Source organism: Bartonella sp. B17 (genome assembly GCF_053795755.1).
The window spans coordinates 659,202-676,990 of record NZ_CP200032.1; the positions used below are offsets into that span (position 1 = coordinate 659,202).

The following is a 17,789-nucleotide window of genomic DNA, read 5'->3' on the forward strand; positions in this document are numbered from 1 at the left end:
GTATTGTTTCGCTCAATTAGAGATAGGGCGACATTTTTTTGCCATTCAACTTTCTAGGAATTATTTTTCTGATTATAGCACGTAGCTTATTAGAATTTTGATTAAAAGATAGCTTTTATCAAAGCAAAAGGCAGCAAAAAGTGCTGCCTTTGAGAGAATTTATAGATTAGTTTTGTTTTAAAAACTATAGCTTATCCCACCAAAAAAGTTGGTTCCAGATCCACCAGCTTTCTGGAGTTTATGCCGATAGCTAACGCCACCATGAAGTGCAATATTTTGCGCGAAGCGCGCATTAATACCAACTCCACCTTCAATAGAAGAACCCATCGAATCAAGATGGAAAGTATCGCCAATCTTTATTGCACTTTCATCACCAAAAGCTTTGAGAACATTTAGTTTACCGTAGAAAGAAAAGGCATTGCCTTCACTCAGATTGGTTATGGTTTTCATTAAACGTCCACCAATACGAACCAACCACTGATGAGGATTTTTCATATCCACTTCAAAGCCTTCAGCATCTGATATGGTTTTAAACAGCAGATTTTGATAAATGATCTGTGCTTGCGGCTCAAATACCAATTCTTTCATGCCTGTCGCTAATTTCTGACCAATGGTAGAAGATGCACTAAATATTTTGGTATCATCAAGCTGTGTGGTTTTCCTAATAAGAGGTGCGGTAATTTCTCCTTTTACAGCTCCATAGGAAACGAATGTGTTTACATAAATACCACTGTCATGCTGAATACCACCATAGCCCGTAATCAGCCATTTATCAAGGGTCGTTTGTTCAGAGCCTTCCATACCCTTTGGAGTGAAAGAGACTTTTCCATATGTTCCCAAAAGACCAAAATCTGTGGTTATGTCGCCACTTTCCAGTGCAGCTAATGTAACACCAGCTTGTAAAGCGTAATAGTTTACATCAGCGTCATAGCCGTATTGTAGTGGACCTTGGTTTGAAGATAAGGTAACTCTATCATTATAAGCAGATAAGAAAATCCCTTGTTTTTTTTCATTTTTTTCTGAATCAAGCACTGCTATGCGCATGTTGTCTACCATGATACTCTGATTGTTTGCATCAGTATATCCAGCAGAAAATAGAGTATTTGGCATAACTAGGTAGTTTGCTACTTGTGGTAAAACTGCTCTGACTTTTCTGTTACTGTCAACATACTCATTCTGTAAACGGTAGTCCCAGAAACTATTATTTCCTCCACCAAGCATGTTTTGGCTGGCATGAGACTTTCCTGGTTCATAGGCTGTGAGCACATATTTATAAGGCGAGCCTTTCATTGTCATGTAGTTGCTCGCTAGTTTGAACGAATTCTTATTCGCTTCTCCAGAAACCTGAATGAGTGAAATCCCTTGTGTTGAAGAAGGGGCAGAGGTTACATTTTCTTTCCAATCAGAATCGCTATTTGTTAATTTTTCTTCCTTTCCAAGGAGATTAATGTAGACTTTGGTTGTTCCTAGTACACCACCATTGATCAACACGCGATCAGTTTTCTGTTTATTCACTGGAGTGTTGTTGCTCCATTTAGAGTTTAAATAAAGCTCAGCATTGCCCTCTGCACCATAGACTGCCGGAGCATTTGAAAATCCGTTTTCTTGCTGTGGATGAGATCCGATATACAAGACTTGGTAATGATCACTCTGTGGCTTTTCAAATACGATAGAGCTATTTTTAATGTTAAGCAGAGAAAGGTTAGAGTATGATTGTGCATCAATGCCAAGGGATGAGTAATCAGATTGATCATCACTATAATGTGTTGGATTTTTGCTAGGTTTTAAGACCCATTTTGTATTATCATCCAGATTAAGAACTGCTTTGCCCTTTCCTAATGTTTGTGCTCGACCTTCTAGGTGGGAATTTTTTGCAGTTAATAAAAGAATAGGCACTCTCTCATCATTTTTTTCATTTGCTCGATCTCTGTTTCTTTGTCCAGTTTGTAATAAAACATCAGCAGAGATTGTTGAATCTTGAAGGCTAGCTGTGCCCTTTGCTTGTACAGTGCCAATACCAATACCATTTTCGACAGTAAGTTTTGTATTTTCCAATGTTATTTCGTTGATATTATTCTTTATGAGAGCAATGTTATCTCCCTCTTTAGCTCTAGCTGCATGTTGCTCTCTGGATGTATCGGTAGTGTGATGCTTAAAAAAGACACCATAAGCTTCGTGATTACCTGTCACATTTACAGTTGAATCCCTAAGGGTAATGGTGCCGTCAGTGAGTAGCAAACCAGTTCCTACCGCTGTTACAGTAATGTTTGTAGCATCAATGTTTCCTCCATTTGAAGCATTCAATCCAACAAAATCTGAGGTAACCGATCCTCCCATTATTGTCAGTACTGCTTCTTTCCCTTCTACATTTACGGGAGAATACTTGTCGTGAAGCTGTACGTCATGCACAGCTTGAACGTTCTTTTCATTCACTTTAATTGATTGTATGTTTCTAGATTCTATGGAAGGTTTAGGCTTTGCAGAGTTAGCTTTTTCAATTGTGGGCGGTGTAGGAGGATAAGCAGAAAAAGATCTTATCGTTAAAGGATCTGCAACATTGTTTTTAGAAAATGAAGATTGCGAAGAATCATAGTTCACACCTCCCATTACAGATTCTTTAGGCATTCTTTCCTCAGGATTTTTAAGATCTTTTCGTCTTTTTTTAGGTTCCGTCTCTTTATCTCTTTCAGGAATGTGTGTTTCAGATGTGTAGCTTACATTTAGTGCAGGTTGAGTTGTTGAAGACGGATAAGTTGCAAGCCCAAAATTTTTAATTTTAGATGTAGCTACAGGAGGCGGCACAATATTACTATAAAAAGCATAAGATATGCTAGAATGGGAGCAAACAAAAACCCCCGATACTGTACATAATAAAAATCTCTTTTTCATGTAAACACATTCCTAAATATCATCCCCTCTCTTTACGAAAATATATAAAGCTTTAATCTATTATATATTTTTCATAAAAAACAAAACAAGATGATATTTTTTCATAAAAAACAAAACAAGATGATATCTAGGAAGATCTATATTTAAAAAGGTAAAATTTATGAAATTTTAAAATCTATAACATATTTTACCGGAGAAATTAAACCCAGATAATCCAGCATTTTGGATTTTGTGCTGGTAGCTGATGTCTCCATGAAGGGTGATATTGCGCGACAATTGTGCATAAGCACCAACCCCCCCTTCAATAGAAGAACCCATGGAATCAAGGTAGAAAGTATCACCAATCTTCACTGTTTTATCATTACCAAAGGCTTTAAGAACATTCAGCTTACCATAGAAAGAGACAGTATGGTCTTTTTCGGAGGAGAGTACTGTTTGTGTTAATTGTCCACCAACACGTACCAACCATTGATGTGGATTGCCAAGATCGACTTTAAATCCATCGACATCTTGAATGGTATCGAACATGAGGTTTTGATAAACAAGCTGTGCTTGTGGTTCAAAGACCAATCCTTTCTTGTCGGTTGCTAATTTTTTACCTACGGTAGCAGATGCGCTTAATGTTTTTGTTTCGCTGATGTTTGCAGTTTTTCCAATAAGGGCTGTGGTAATATTTCCCTCCAAAGCTCCATAGGAAAAGAGTGCATTCACATAGATGCCGCTCTCATGTTGAATGCTGCTATATGCGGCGAGGGACCATTTATCGAGCTTACTTTCTTCAGCACCTTCCATGTCTTTTGGAGTGAAAGCTAGTTTTCCATATGTACCCAAAAGACCAAAATTTGCGGAGATATTTTTGTTTTCCAGTGCGGTTAGTACGACACCTGTTTGCAATGCAGTATAATGAATATCGGCATCGTATCCGTATTGTTGTGGAGTGCGACGGGAGGATAGTGTCGCTTTGTTGCCGTAGGCAGAGAAGAAGATACCTTGTTTTGCATTATCTTTTGATGCTGATGCTGGGCTATTTTGGGTTTCAGATACTGCTGCTCGTGTATCGTTTAACAGTGTATTTTGACGGCTTACATCTACAATGCCCGCCGAAAACAAAACGTTTGGCATCACTAAATAACTCGCCACTTGTGGTACAACAGCTTTAATTTTTGCTTCAGGATCAAGATAAGCATTTTGCAAGCGGAAATCCCAGAAATTTTCATTTTCCCCTAAAAGGCTTTGTGCAACATTAGCTTTTCCACGGCTTGATGTTGTTCCATAAGCATTCAGTTTGTATTGATAGGGGAGACCACCCATTGTGGTGTAGCCATTTGCTAATTTAAAGGAATTTTCACTAGCTTTTCCAGAGACTTGAATAAGTGAGAGGCCGCGCGTATTCAAGGGAACAGCATCACTTATCTTTACATCTTCATCTTTTAGAGGGTTGTTGAGATAAATTGTTGTAGATCCTGATACATTCCCATGGACAAGAAATCGATTGGTTTCTTGCTCTTCTTTTGGAGCGCCATCACTCCATTTTAGATTGAAGTAAATCCTTGCATCGCCTATTGCATCATAAACTGTTTTTGCATCAGAATCAGATATTGTGTTTCCCTGTGGGTTAGGATCTTCAACGGCTGTTTCCCTTTTCCCTACAGTGAGTGTTTTGTAACGTCCCTCAATAGGTTTCTTAAATATAATGGAACTGTTATCTAAATTTAATATTGAAACTCTTGAATGCGCTCTTTCATCGATATTGAGTAATGTATAGGAAAATAAGCTACCTGTAGTTTCTAACTCGTTTTCACTAGTTTTTAAGAACCACTTACTGCCATTCTTTAAATTTAAAATCGTTGTGCCGCTCTCTGTTGTTTTTACTTTACCTTCTAAAATTGAATGATCAGCGGTTAAGGTGAGGGTGTATGAAGAAGGAGGAACAGAAAGTCCAGGTATAGGTCTGTTCATATCTTGAAATAATAAATCAGCACGAATCTCTGAATTTTTAAGTTTTACGTTACCATCTACAGTTGATCCTATGCCCATACCATCTTGAACAAACAATTTCGTATTTATGAGCTCTACATTATTAACAGTTTCTTTTTCTCCTTTGTGAAAGATGATTCCATAAGCTGCATGGCCACTTTTTACATTTACAATTGAATCTTTGGCGTTAATGCTGGCATTTGCGACTTGCAAACCTCTCATTAATGCCCTCACATTAACTTCTTTAAGGTTAATGCGCCCACCTTTTGATGCAGAAAGTGCAACAAGCTCAGAGCTTGCTTTTCCTTTTGTAATCGTTAGCTCTGATTGTGGCCCGACGACATTTACAGCAGTCGTTCTACCACGAATATGAACGTTAGTTAAAACCTTATTTCCTTCTTCAACTTCAACGAGAGGATGTTCAATAAGGGCAGTATTTGCATAAGCCAAATTGAAATGAGATAAAATTAATGTTCCAGCAATTGTACTCAATAAAAAATTCTTCCTACGCATAAGCATGCCCTTAATGTTTATATGTCCTTAGTGCTTATTCCATCTTCTTGATGGTACAAGTATCGAGGACGGATTTATATCATTGTGTATTTTTTTGTAAATATAAAAACAAAAAATTTGTATCGTTTTTTATATTTTAAACACAATATTTAAAATCTATAATGTATTTTGTTGGAGAAATTAAACCCAGATAATCCAGCATTTTGGATTTTGTGCTGGTAGCTGATGTCTCCATGAAGGGTGATATTGCGCGACAATTGTGCATAAGCACCAACCCCCCCTTCAATAGAAGAACCCATGGAATCAAGGTAGAAAGTATCACCAATCTTCACTGTTTTATCATTACCAAAGGCTTTAAGAACATTCAGCTTACCATAGAAAGAGACAGTATGGTCTTTTTCGGAGGAGAGTACTGTTTGTGTTAATTGTCCACCAACACGTACCAACCATTGATGTGGATTGCCAAGATCGACTTTAAATCCATCGACATCTTGAATGGTATCGAACATGAGGTTTTGATAAACAAGCTGTGCTTGTGGTTCAAAGACCAATCCTTTCTTGTCGGTTGCTAATTTTTTACCTACGGTAGCAGATGCGCTTAATGTTTTTGTTTCGCTGATGTTTGCAGTTTTTCCAATAAGGGCTGTGGTAATATTTCCCTCCAAAGCTCCATAGGAAAAGAGTGCATTCACATAGATGCCGCTCTCATGTTGAATGCTGCTATATGCGGCGAGGGACCATTTATCGAGCTTACTTTCTTCAGCACCTTCCATGTCTTTTGGAGTGAAAGCTAGTTTTCCATATGTACCCAAAAGACCAAAATTTGCGGAGATATTTTTGTTTTCCAGTGCGGTTAGTACGACACCTGTTTGCAATGCAGTATAATGAATATCGGCATCGTATCCGTATTGTTGTGGAGTGCGACGGGAGGATAGTGTCGCTTTGTTGCCGTAGGCAGAGAAGAAGATACCTTGTTTTGCATTATCTTTTGATGCTGATGCTGGGCTATTTTGGGTTTCAGATACTGCTGCTCGTGTATCGTTTAACAGTGTATTTTGACGGCTTACATCTACAATGCCTACGGAAAACAAAATGCTTGGTATTCTCACATAAAATTATGCTATTTTTTGTTTTAAAAACAGGCGATTTTTTTGGAAAAAGAGATATTTTTTTGTCGTAAAAGAGGAATTTTTTATTTTGGTAAAATCATGGTATGTCTAATTTTTGAAAACTTTTAGTTGTAAAATTGACATATAATACTTTTTATTGTATATTTATAAAATATAATCAATGAAATTTTGTATCTTTAGAATCAGTATTTTTCCTAATTTTTTTTAGCTAATTTGAAATTGGATATTATGGATAATCCAATGCTTATTTATGAAAGAGATGATAGGAAATTTACCAAAAGAAGTTTTGATGGTTTATTTTATTAAAGCTTGTTGTTAAGTTATTATCCATGCCAAAATTTGCGCTGTGCGTAATGATATATGCTAATTATGTAAAAATTACATTTTCAAATCACAAATGAACGCATCTTTGAGTTTAATCGAAAACAATATAATATCATCTTAGTTTCAGAGAACTTGCAGGATGGTTAGCGATGAAGGAATAAACAATTTACAGAGAAATTTAGGACGAATCGTATAGCAAAACAGATGAGCCTAAAACCTTAAGATTTTTAAATTTTTACATAAACATCGGTTTTGTTTAAAACTGGCTGGGGAACCTGGATTCGAACCAAGATTAACGGAGTCAGAGTCCGCTGTTCTACCATTAAACTATTCCCCAACAAAGTGGTGTCGCCATTTTTAGCAGATTTTATAGTGTGCGCAAGTTCAAAAAGAATCTTTGTGATTATTGGTGATAAGAGAACTCATTGATAGTAAAGAGCGATTGGTATGCCATTGATTGTTTCAATCTGAATATCTACATCATAAATGTCTTTAAGAATTTCTGGCTGCATAATTTCTTTTGGTGTTCCACAATAAGCTGCTTTACCATTTTTAAGTGCAACGATTATATCTGAATATGAGGATGCAAAATTAATATCATGCATAACGATGAGAATGGTTTTTTTGAGTTCATTAGCTGTGCGGCGTAATTGTTTCATCATGGAAACGGAATGCTTCATATCAAGATTATTTAATGGTTCGTCTAACAGAAGATAATCGGTATCTTGACAGATGACCATTGCTATAAAGGCTCGTTGGCGCTGTCCTCCAGAAAGTTCATCCAAAAAGCAGTTTTTTAATTCTTGTAAGCCGAAATATCGGAGTGCGCTCTCAATAAATTGTTTATCTTCGTTGTTATATCGACCTTTGGAATAAGGGTAGCGCCCAAAACTGACTAAATCATGCACGGTTAAACGAACGGACAAAGGATTGTCTTGACGCAGGAGTGAAAGCTTTTGAGCCAAAACATCGTGTGGTGTTTTATAAATATTTAAGCCGTCAACACTGATCGTGCCTTTATGGCAGGGAAGAAGACGTCTTATTGTCATCAAAAGAGTTGATTTTCCAGACCCATTTGGGCCAATGAGGGAGATAATTCCCCCTTTGGGGAGACGAAGGCATAAATCATCGATGACCAATCTAGCTCCATATGCTTTGGAAAGATGATTGATTTCAATCATTTTAATTTTCCCTTCATAAGTAAAATTAAGAAAAAGGCTCCTCCACAAAATTCAACAATAAAGCTCAAACGTCCTGCCATATGAAAAATTTGCTCTAGTATAAATTGTCCACCTACCAAACAAATAATGGCCAATAATATTGCAATTGGCACAACAACACTATGTTTTGCTTGAGGTGAAAGTTCATAAGAAAGGTTAGCAACTAATAGTCCAAAAAAAGTGACAGGTCCGACAAGTGCTGTAGAAATGGATACAAGGATAGAAACAAGAATGAGGATAGCTGTCGCACTTTTATGATAATCAATTCCAAGATTGAGAGCGGTTTCGCGTCCCAGAGCAAGAATATCAAGCATATGGCGTAAGCGCCAGCCAATGATGCTTACAATTAAAACAATGATTGTAGAAAGACCTATTAATGATCTATTGAATTTGTTAAAATTTGCAAACATGATGTCAGTTAAATTCATCATTTGGTCTGGGTTTAGTTGTAACTGCATAAACATGCGTAAGCTGAAAAAAAAACCGCCTAAAATAACACCGATCAATAGTGTCAAATGAAGCCCTTTTAGGTTGCCTGAAAATAACCAGCGGAAAAGACCTATTGAAAAGAGAATGAGAATGAGAGCCTCAATGACCAATTGTCCTTCTTCATTTAAAAAAGGTACAGAAAGAGAGCCGAGAAAATAAATCGTGATGGTTTTAATTAAAATATAAAGCTGATCAAAACCCATAATAGAGGGGGTAAGAAGACGATTATTGACGATTGTTTGGAACAAAACGGTAGATACTGTAATTGCATAAGCAATGAGAAGAAGAGATGCAAGTTTTGTGAAACGGAATGGCCACGTATAAGTATTGATATTCCATGTCATATAAAGGCTGATTACGATGCACGCCATTATGGTAAGAGTTGTCAACACAAGTATTGTTGCTTTCTTTTTACCCAAGACGATTTCTCCAACGTAAAAGAAGTATAATAAAGATAAAGCTACCGATGATTCCCATTATAGTGCTAATAGGAATTTCCAGGGAATGATGGATGATTCGTCCTAAAAGGTCGCAGATTAATACCAGTCCTGCTCCGCTGATTGCTACCCAAGGAGCTGTATGACGCATGTTATCGCCCATGAAATTTGACACAATATTGGGAATGATGAGTCCGACGAAAGGAATTCGGCCAATTGTGGAAACTGTGACGGCGGTGATAGAGGACACAATAAAAAGACCAAAAAATATAACGGTACGATAATTAAGTCCAAGATTGTTGGTAAAATCTTCTCCCAGACCTGCGACTGTAAAGCGATCAGCGGTGAAATAAGCCAGAATGCATAAGGGCAAAGATAGCCATAAAAGTTCATATTTTCCATCGAGAATCATTGCAAAACTGCCAAATAAATAGGCTTGAAGAGAGGGAAGTAGCATCTCATGATCGGCAATAGCGTTGGTTAAAGAACCAATAACATAGCCCAGCATAATGCCTGTGAGTGGAACCATGAGGACAGATTTTAGAGGAATTTGGCGCAATATAAACATAAAAAGCAACGCACCACTCATAGCAAAAATTGTAGCGACAATCATTTTCCCTAAAACAGGTATGTCAGGAAGAAAAATCATAACAAAAAGGATGCCGAGAGATGCAGATTCAACAGTTCCGGCGGTTGATGGTTCAACAAAGCGATTGCGTGCAAGCAATTGCATAATCATGCCCGAGAGTGCAAGTGCTGCGCCTACCAAAAGTACTGAAATTGTACGGGGAAGACGTGTTTGCCAAAAAATAAGCCATGCATGTGGATCACCTGAGAACAGATCAGAGGGTGTAACATCAGAATAACCAACAAAAATGCTAAGGATAGACAATAGAACGAGAATCGTTATGGCTATCCAGTAATTTTTCATGTTTAGGTATTTCCTAACAAAAAAGTAGAGGTTATTTATTGAAAACCTCTACTCTTAAATTTTATTTCCATGATAAGCAAGCTATTTGTACGTGATTATTTACCTTTTATAAAGGCTTCTTTGATTTGTTTAGCTGCTTCGTTAAGCCCTGTTAGTCCACCGCTAGCACGGTACCAGCTCCAAGAATCTAAATAAACAATTTGATTTTGTTTTCCAGCTGTCGTGCGTTGAACAAGCTCATTGTCGAGCAGCTGTTCTGCTGATTGTCCTTCTCTTCCGATTGCTGCATCTCGATCAATCACTAACAACCAGTCAGGGTTCGTTTCGAGAATAAATTCAGGAGAAATAAGTTGTCCATGTTTTTGTACAGTTAATTTATCGGTTGCAGGAGCAATTCCAAATTCTGAATGGAGAATATCAAAACGAGACTGAGGACCAAGAGCACTGATTTTCCCACCAGAAGTCATTAATATAAGTCCTGTACCTTTTCCTTGAGTACTTTTACGGACTGCAGCTAAATTTTCATTGAGTGTTGTAATCTCTTTTTCAGCTTCTTTTTCTTTGCCAAAAATTTTTCCAAGAATTAACACATTACGTTCAATATCTTTAAGAGAATTTTTATTGCTTACTGTTAGATCAATGGTTGGCGCAATTTTAGACAAATCTTTATATTTTGTTTGAGTCCGTGAAGAGATAATAATAAGATCTGGTTGAAGGGCAGCAATTTTTTCATAATCTGGTTCAAAAACGGTACCGATTTTTTCATATTGCGCATTATCAAATTCTTGCAAATATATAGGTTTTTTTCCTTCAGGAACACCAGCAACGGCTTTGATTCCAAGATGATTCATATTATCAAGCGATGCAAGGTCAAATACGACAACCTTTTTAGGAGAGGTTGGAACAGGAGTCGTACCTGAAGCGTGATTAATAGTTACCGTTGTCTTAGCATTGACTGTTGCCCATGAAGTTGTTGCGAAGCTTATCATAGCAGCTAAGACGAAAGCAGACCATTTTAGATATTTTGTCATCGTCATTTCATCCTTTTATCTCAAAAATGTTACAAAGGTTTCCCCCTTAGAAAGTTTAATTTAGACATTTTTATGAGTAACGCAACAAATTAATAAAAAACATTATGTTATAAAATTGTTTAATATATGTTGCAAAATGTATTGTAAATCGTATATGTGTGTCTTACTTCGTGCTTACTAGTGCTCTTACAAAAAATATCAAGGTTTATTTATTTAGAAAGTTGGACAAATGATTAACGTATTTAGAAATCATGCGCATTTGTGTGCTATTACAACAAGTGTTTTCTTCTTTTTACAAGGTGTGGATGTTTATGCGGTAAATGATGCTGCGGCAGAAGGTTCTATGCTGCTTTGGCCTTTAGAAAACGCAAAGAAAGTTAAAAGCGAAGATTGTATCTTTAAAAGTTATGCAGTGAATCAAGGTCCTATTTCTTGTAAAGATGGTAAAAGTCACACAATGACAGGAGGTGCTATTGTTGTGACGAGGTATGGTGATGATGCTGTGCAGGTTGTGGGTAAGAGTAGGGGCGCATCCGGCTTAGCAAACGGTGAGGCTGGGAGGCTTGCAAAAGGTGATGTCGATGCAGTTGGTAAGACGGCGGTTAAGATTCGGAGAACGTCTATCCGGGGGATAAATTCTACTGAGGAACGTAGTAATGGTCTTTTAAATCAAGGGTCACAAGGTTTGGGGAGTGGGTCACAAGGTTTGGGGAGTGCTGTATTTGCAACAGCTAATGCCAAGGTTGATTTGGAAGAATCAAATATCCAATCTTTTATTGTTGGGCTTGATGCACAAAAGGGTACGCAGACTAGCATGAAGAATGGAAAAATCAGTAAGTCTCATATAGGTGCTGTGTCCACTTCGGGAGCTTCCATTGATTTGAGTGGTGTGAACATTGATGTATATAAAACAGGTGTTTTGAGTGTTGGATCTGTAGTAAACATGCAATCTGGGTCGATTGTCGTTAAAGAAAGTGGGGCAGCAGTTATATCAGAAGGGGGAGCTGTTAAACTGAAAAGTGTTAAAATTAGTGTTAACGAGGAGGGAAAAGCAAAATCTACTGATTCTACTCGAGTATCAAATTCTAATAACGAAGTAAACTACGGCTTCAGGCTATATGATAGCTTTCTTTCTATAGATAAAGGGAGTTTTGATAGTAATAATGCCGTTATTTTGAGTGTCAGTGGTAGTCCCTTTATTGTTGATTCTGTTAGTGGAGAAGATGTTTATTCCGGATATGTCACGACTGCCTTTAAAAGGATTAACCAAGAGGACAAGAATGGTGCTGACAAGAGGAATGATGCTAAGAAAGTTCAAGGCAGTGATAACTCTGATCTTGATGTTTTTGGTGATGTTGTCAGCGTTATTAACCGTGTTAATGCAAACAATATGCGTATGGGTTCTTGGAAAATTAGCGCTAGTATGAGCCACACAAATATTACTTCGTCTGGTAAAGATTCCTATGGTGTATTTTTTACAAATAAAACGAAAGCAGTAAAATCTAAGCAAAAAGACACGGTTGATGCAACAATTAAGACAGGGGCGCGTGTGGTTTTCTTCGATAATGTTAATCTTACAGTTTCGGATGGGATAGGTATTTATGGTGAAGGATTAAATGGTCACATCGTGGTAAAAGGAAAATCAAGGATTGCTAGTTCTCTATTGTTAGGAGCTGGACCTTCTTCCGAGCTATCGATTTTTTCTAGTGGTGCTACGCTTATGGGAGGAGCTCGCATTGATAAAAGTGGTGATGCAAAGCTTTTTTTAGGTGAAAATACGAATTGGTCTTTAGTGAAGAGTAAACATAAAAATTGGAAATTTTCGAATGAAAATTGTGTAGATTCATGTATTTCATCTATAAATTTTTCAAATAGTTCTGTTAAATTTTTTCCTCCCAAAAATAAGGAAGACGGTTATCAAACGCTTCTCATCGGAAAAGGAAATGGTACAGTTTACACTGCTGGTAATGAAGCTGCACTTTACTTGAGTGCGGGGATTATTGCTGGTGTGTCGAGTAGCGATCAAATGTCTGATAGGGTTTTGATTCATGGTGATGTTTCTGGAAAAACTAAATTATATGTGAATAACTCTGTTAACAGAAAAGGAAACTCAAATTTAGATAGCGCAGAGGAAAATAAGGATGCACTTTACAGTGTTTCAGTTATTCAGGTTTATGGAGACGCAAAAAAAGATTCTTTTGAGTTGCAGGGTGGTTATGTCACGCTAAAAGGTTCGCCTTATCAGTATGTTCTTCGTGCTTATGGTCCGACTGTCACTTCGGGAGTGCGATATTTAAATGATGAATCTGTAAGCAAATCAAAGATGTGGGATTTCCGTTTAGAAGGTAAAACAGAGAGTAGATATGGTGGGGGAATTAATTATGGTGCAGAGTATGTCACAGAAGAAGATATGTCTGTATATCTTCTTAATCCTTCTGATGGTAGATTAGGTTTAGAAGATAATGGGTACCAAGTAGTAAGTTATGTTGATGCTGCAGATACTGCTTCTGAAGAAAGTACTGTTCAGGATTCTCGTCCTGTAGGACGTGTTCTATTAAATGCAGCACTTGGTCGTTCTGAAGGAGATGCTACTGAAGATGTAGTGGTTGCTCCTCCATCTAGTGTGCCTTCATCTACGTCTGCTAAGCCTACTACTACAGCTGCGTCTGCTAAACCTGCTACAGCTACGTCTGCTAAACCTACTACAGCTAAGCCTGCTAGAGCTGCTACAGCTGGGCTTGCTAGAGCTGCGTCTAATACATCTATTAAAGTTGTGTCTAATATACCTGTTAAAGTTACGTCTGCTAAAGTTGGGAGATCTGAAGTTACTCCATCTACTTCTTCTTTGCCTGTTGTCCCTGCTGCTACGGATGTTGCTGTCTCTAAGGAAACTACAAAACCTGTTGCACGTGTTCTATCTACGACGTCTGTATCTGCTGAGCCTACCGTTAAATCTGCTGTGTCGGTATCCCCTAAGTCTACAGTTGAATCTGCAGCGTCTGTATTTTCTGCGGCGTCTGTATCCTCTATGCCTGTCGTTGGATCTGCTTCACGTCCTAGTAAGTCCTCTGCTGTTTTTGCATGTTCTGTTAATGAAAATGATGCAAAAGGAACAAGTTCTCAATCTTATTTCTGGTGCCAAAATGGTACGTCAAATGAAATAAAGGGACGTACTTTAAACATGACTGATAGCAATATGCATGCTGTATATGCAAAGGGAGGAAATCAGGAAACTGTTGCTAAAATAGGTCAACAAAGATCAGATAACGGGAAAAGTCAGGTATTAGGTCACAAGACAATTATTAATGTAGAGGATGTGACTATCACTGGGGTAGGTTTTTCGAAGGAAAATAATGTTAGTTCGAAAGAAAATAATGTTAATTTGACTAACATTAAACCAGATAATTTTGTGAGTGCTGTGCTTGCAAAAGAAAATGCAGAAGTTATTGTTAAAGGAAACAAAACAAGCATTAAGTCTTTTCCGATTGGACTTGAGGCTCAAGCTGGTGGATCAGTCAATATGACAGATGGGAAAATCGATGCCCTTTATGTTGGTGCTATGGTTGGTCCTAAATCGTCTGTTAAGTTGAATAATACAAAAATTAATGTACAAGGTTCTTTGGCTACTGCTGGTTTAAGTGCTAACGGTGGTGCAGTGGTAATGGATTCTGGACAGATTGAATTTGAAAAAGGAGTAGGGGTTCTGTCGGAATTGGGAGGGGATGTTAAATTAACAAAAGTTCGTATTGTAGGAAGACGCAACAGTGAGGATACGGATTCTAAAACGACTTTGGGGAGAGAAGCTTTTTTATTAAGAAGTGGTAGCTCTATTGATTTTGAACGTGGGAGTGTTTTGGTTGAAGGCAATCATGGTCTGCGGTTTAAAGATGTTAATGGGAGCGCTAAGGCTAGTAGTAAAGCTAATATCACTTCTTCAATTATCACAGTACACAGTAACAACGACAAAAACAAAGACAAATTTTATGGTATATATTTTGATGGATCTGAGGCAAAACCGAGGGAATCGCGTGTTAAGCTTGTAAATGCTGTCAAGGAAAATACTAATGCACAAACTGGGAATGCGATACAAGAGCTTCGTGGAGAAGTATCTGTATCAGCTGATCAAAATATCAATAGTAATGAAATTTCACAGGTAAGTAATGGGAGCTCACCTGTACTAAATAATGAGGTCTCACGCACACTAAGTAATGGGGTCTCACGCGTACGACGTGCAGTTGAAAAAAGTATTACATCTCCAAAAGATCAAAATCTTACTGATAAGTCAGTGATAGTTTCGTTGCGAAATACTAAATTCAGAGTTTTCGATGGTGTGGCTGTTTATGGTTATAATTCTGAAGGTACTGTTTTTTTAGAAACGAAATCAGTTCTTTCCGGTGATTTCTTATTAAAATCTGAGAATAATTCTAATCTGTCGATTGTAGCTAATGATTCTGTTGTAATTAAAGGTGCAGTTCGCGTTGATAACAGTTCCCGTGCCAAAATTGCTTTGCTTAAAGGATCGCAATGGTTTTTAGATGGCGGTAACAGTACAGGACGCCAAGATGCTGAAAGAGTGGATTGCTTAGATACATGTATTTCAGCTGTAACTCTTGGAGATGCGGCTGGTATTAGATTTTTTTCTTTTGTAGGGACAGAGAATCCATATCGCACACTCCGAATTGGGAAAGGAAATGGTGTTGTTTACAGTGCTTCTAAGGATAGTTGGCTTGATATAAATGTTGATCTGGATCCTGAAAATTACTCGAATGATAAGCAAGTTGGTGACCGGATTTTAATCCATGGTGATGTTTCTGGAAAAACGGATGTGAATGTGGGTCATTATCCTGCTAAGAAAAATAGAGGCCTTGAGGACGAGCTTCCTTATAGTGTTTCAATTATTCAGGTTTATGGAAAAGCAGAGAAAGATTCTTTCCGGTTGCCGGATGGTGGTTATGTTACGATAAAGGGCTTACCTTACAAATATACTCTTCGTTCTTATGGTCCGGATGATGCTCGTGAAGATGTCGTGTATTTTGATAAAACATTGGTTGAAGATGGAAAAGAATTTTGGGATTTTCGCTTAGAGAATCAGTATGTTAATGGAACAGATAGCACATCTCCTAGTGGTGCGTCTTCCAGTAGTGCGTCTTCCAGTAGTGCGTCTTCCAGTAGTGCGTCTTCCAGTAGTGCGTCTTCCAGTAGTGCGTCTTCCGGTAGAGTATCTTCCAGTAAAGTATCTTCCAGTGGTGCATCTTCAGGTCGTATACCTTCTGCGGGCATTGTTCCTTCTAAACAACGTCCTGTGATAGCTGTTGTTCCACAAGTTCCAACTTATTTGCTTTTACCAAATAGCTTATTTCATGCTGGGTTAATGGATATCAGCAATCAAAGCAAACAGTTAGAATCTCTGCGAGCTATTTCCGATAGTAGTTTGTTGGAAACTCATGAAAATCCTGCTTTGTTCTTGCGTGGCTATGGTAGTAGTTATAGTTATGCTTCAAATCTGTCTGCGTTGGAATATGGTTATGGAAGCGAGCTTGATTATAATGCTGTCGAGGCAGGTGTTTTGTTGAAGAAAATTGAGAGTTCGCAAAGTGATATATCTTTAGGGATTATGGGCTCTTATGGAAAGCTTTCTCTGCAACCTCTTAAAGTTGAACAAAGTGAAAAAAGTACATTTGATAAATGGTCGGTTACAGCATATGGTACTATGCATCATGACTTGGGCTTTTATGTAGATGGTCTTTTATCCTATGGTTTGTTTAAAGGTGATGTTCTCACCCTTGCACGGGGTAAGACGGCAACGTTGGAAAGTAACCCTTTAAGCGTTTCATTAATTGGAGGTCAGTCATTTACGACAGGATATGAAGGTCTTGTTTTAGATCCGCAGGTTCAGGTTGTTTACCAATATCTTCAATTTAAAGAGGTACGTGATGTTGACAATGTTGACATTAAGATGAAGAATCTTGATCAATGGGTTGTTCGTGTCGGTGGACGTTTGATAAAGAGCACTGTTGGATCTGAGGATGCCCGAGCTGTTTCTTTCTACGGTAAGCTTCATCTGGTACACGATTTTGGTAAGAAACAAACTGTTCACTTTAAAGATGCTTTCCAATTGGGAGCTTTTGGTTCTTCTTTAGAAGCCGGATTAGGATTTAATGTCAAACTTTTCACTAATTTTGCGCTTCATGGCGATGTTGTTTATCAACATCGGCTCAACAAAGTTGGCTTCTCTGGAGCCAGCTTCTCTGGTGGATTGCGCTACCAGTTTTAAATAAATGTAATGTAAACTTTGATATAACAAGCAAAAGGCAGCACATTGTGCTGCCTTTTTTGTTTATGACAATTTGTATTATTTTATCAAAGATCTTCGTCTTTTTTGATTTTCGAGTAAAAGCACTTGGTAGCTGTATTTATTGGCCTTTACGCTAAAGTAGCTTTTCTTAAAATTTTGAATGATAATAATGCACTAAAATGATCAGTTTTATTCTAGAATATTTTTAATGGTGAAGAGCTCAGGGTTCGTACACATATTGTACGATATCTTGCTTTATAGTAGTTCTGATTAAGAATGGGCTTTTTAGAATAAATTTTATTGCTCTATTGGTCTTTTGCGTGCAAAAGCGCGCGGCTATTTTGTCAATTTTTGAAAAATCTACAAAGAAAGTTACAACTTTTATAATACATTATGTTTTTATTTTCGCTTTACACAATGTATATAATGGTCTATACACCTATTAGTTGTTAATGATTTATATTCTTTTATAGGTAGTTTTTTGTTGCTAATAAATTTCTTTGTGAGCTTATTTGGGTAAATCATTGCAACAGTCAGATGAACGGTAAGTATT

Annotated in this window: 7 protein-coding genes, 1 tRNA gene and 1 pseudogene; 1 reads left to right on the top strand and 8 read right to left on the bottom strand. The window is 37.5% G+C overall.

Going from position 1 to position 17,789, the window contains the following annotated elements; translation table 11 throughout:
- Window positions 1-177: 177 nt before the first annotated feature.
- From V4B18_RS03015 to V4B18_RS03050, 8 genes and pseudogenes are all read right to left on the bottom strand, one after another.
- Window positions 178-2,889, bottom strand: coding sequence for an autotransporter outer membrane beta-barrel domain-containing protein (locus V4B18_RS03015; RefSeq protein ID WP_455476355.1), 2,712 nt, complete (start codon window positions 2,887-2,889; stop codon window positions 178-180).
- 168 nt (window positions 2,890-3,057) lie between these two features.
- Window positions 3,058-5,379: an autotransporter outer membrane beta-barrel domain-containing protein gene (locus V4B18_RS03020; protein WP_455476356.1), complete on the bottom strand. Its 2,322-nt coding sequence runs from the start codon at window positions 5,377-5,379 to the stop codon at window positions 3,058-3,060.
- A gap of 149 nt (window positions 5,380-5,528) precedes the next feature.
- Window positions 5,529-6,491 (bottom strand): annotated as a pseudogene (locus V4B18_RS03025) (autotransporter outer membrane beta-barrel domain-containing protein); the annotation flags it as partial.
- Window positions 6,492-7,096: 605 nt separating this feature from the next.
- A tRNA-Gln gene (locus V4B18_RS03030) sits at window positions 7,097-7,170 on the bottom strand.
- 85 nt (window positions 7,171-7,255) lie between these two features.
- Complete coding sequence (locus V4B18_RS03035; RefSeq protein WP_455476357.1) at window positions 7,256-8,014, bottom strand: iron ABC transporter ATP-binding protein; 759 nt, start codon at window positions 8,012-8,014, stop codon at window positions 7,256-7,258.
- A complete protein-coding gene (locus tag V4B18_RS03040) occupies window positions 8,011-8,961 on the bottom strand; it encodes an iron chelate uptake ABC transporter family permease subunit (RefSeq protein ID WP_455476358.1) in 951 nt (316 codons plus the stop codon). Before V4B18_RS03040 ends, V4B18_RS03035 begins: the two co-directional genes overlap by 4 nt.
- Complete coding sequence (locus V4B18_RS03045) at window positions 8,954-9,910, bottom strand: ABC transporter permease (RefSeq protein ID WP_455476359.1); 957 nt, start codon at window positions 9,908-9,910, stop codon at window positions 8,954-8,956. Before V4B18_RS03045 ends, V4B18_RS03040 begins: the two co-directional genes overlap by 8 nt.
- A gap of 95 nt (window positions 9,911-10,005) precedes the next feature.
- The gene (locus V4B18_RS03050) at window positions 10,006-10,941 is read right to left on the bottom strand and encodes a siderophore ABC transporter substrate-binding protein (RefSeq protein ID WP_455476360.1); all 936 of its coding nucleotides are present in this window, start codon (window positions 10,939-10,941) and stop codon (window positions 10,006-10,008) included.
- A gap of 229 nt (window positions 10,942-11,170) precedes the next feature.
- Here V4B18_RS03050 and V4B18_RS03055 point away from each other — a divergent pair, with 229 nt between their 5' ends.
- Window positions 11,171-17,215 (top strand): autotransporter outer membrane beta-barrel domain-containing protein, encoded by a 6,045-nt coding sequence (locus V4B18_RS03055; RefSeq protein ID WP_455476361.1) that lies wholly within the window; start codon window positions 11,171-11,173, stop codon window positions 17,213-17,215.
- Window positions 17,216-17,789 lie beyond the last annotated feature (574 nt).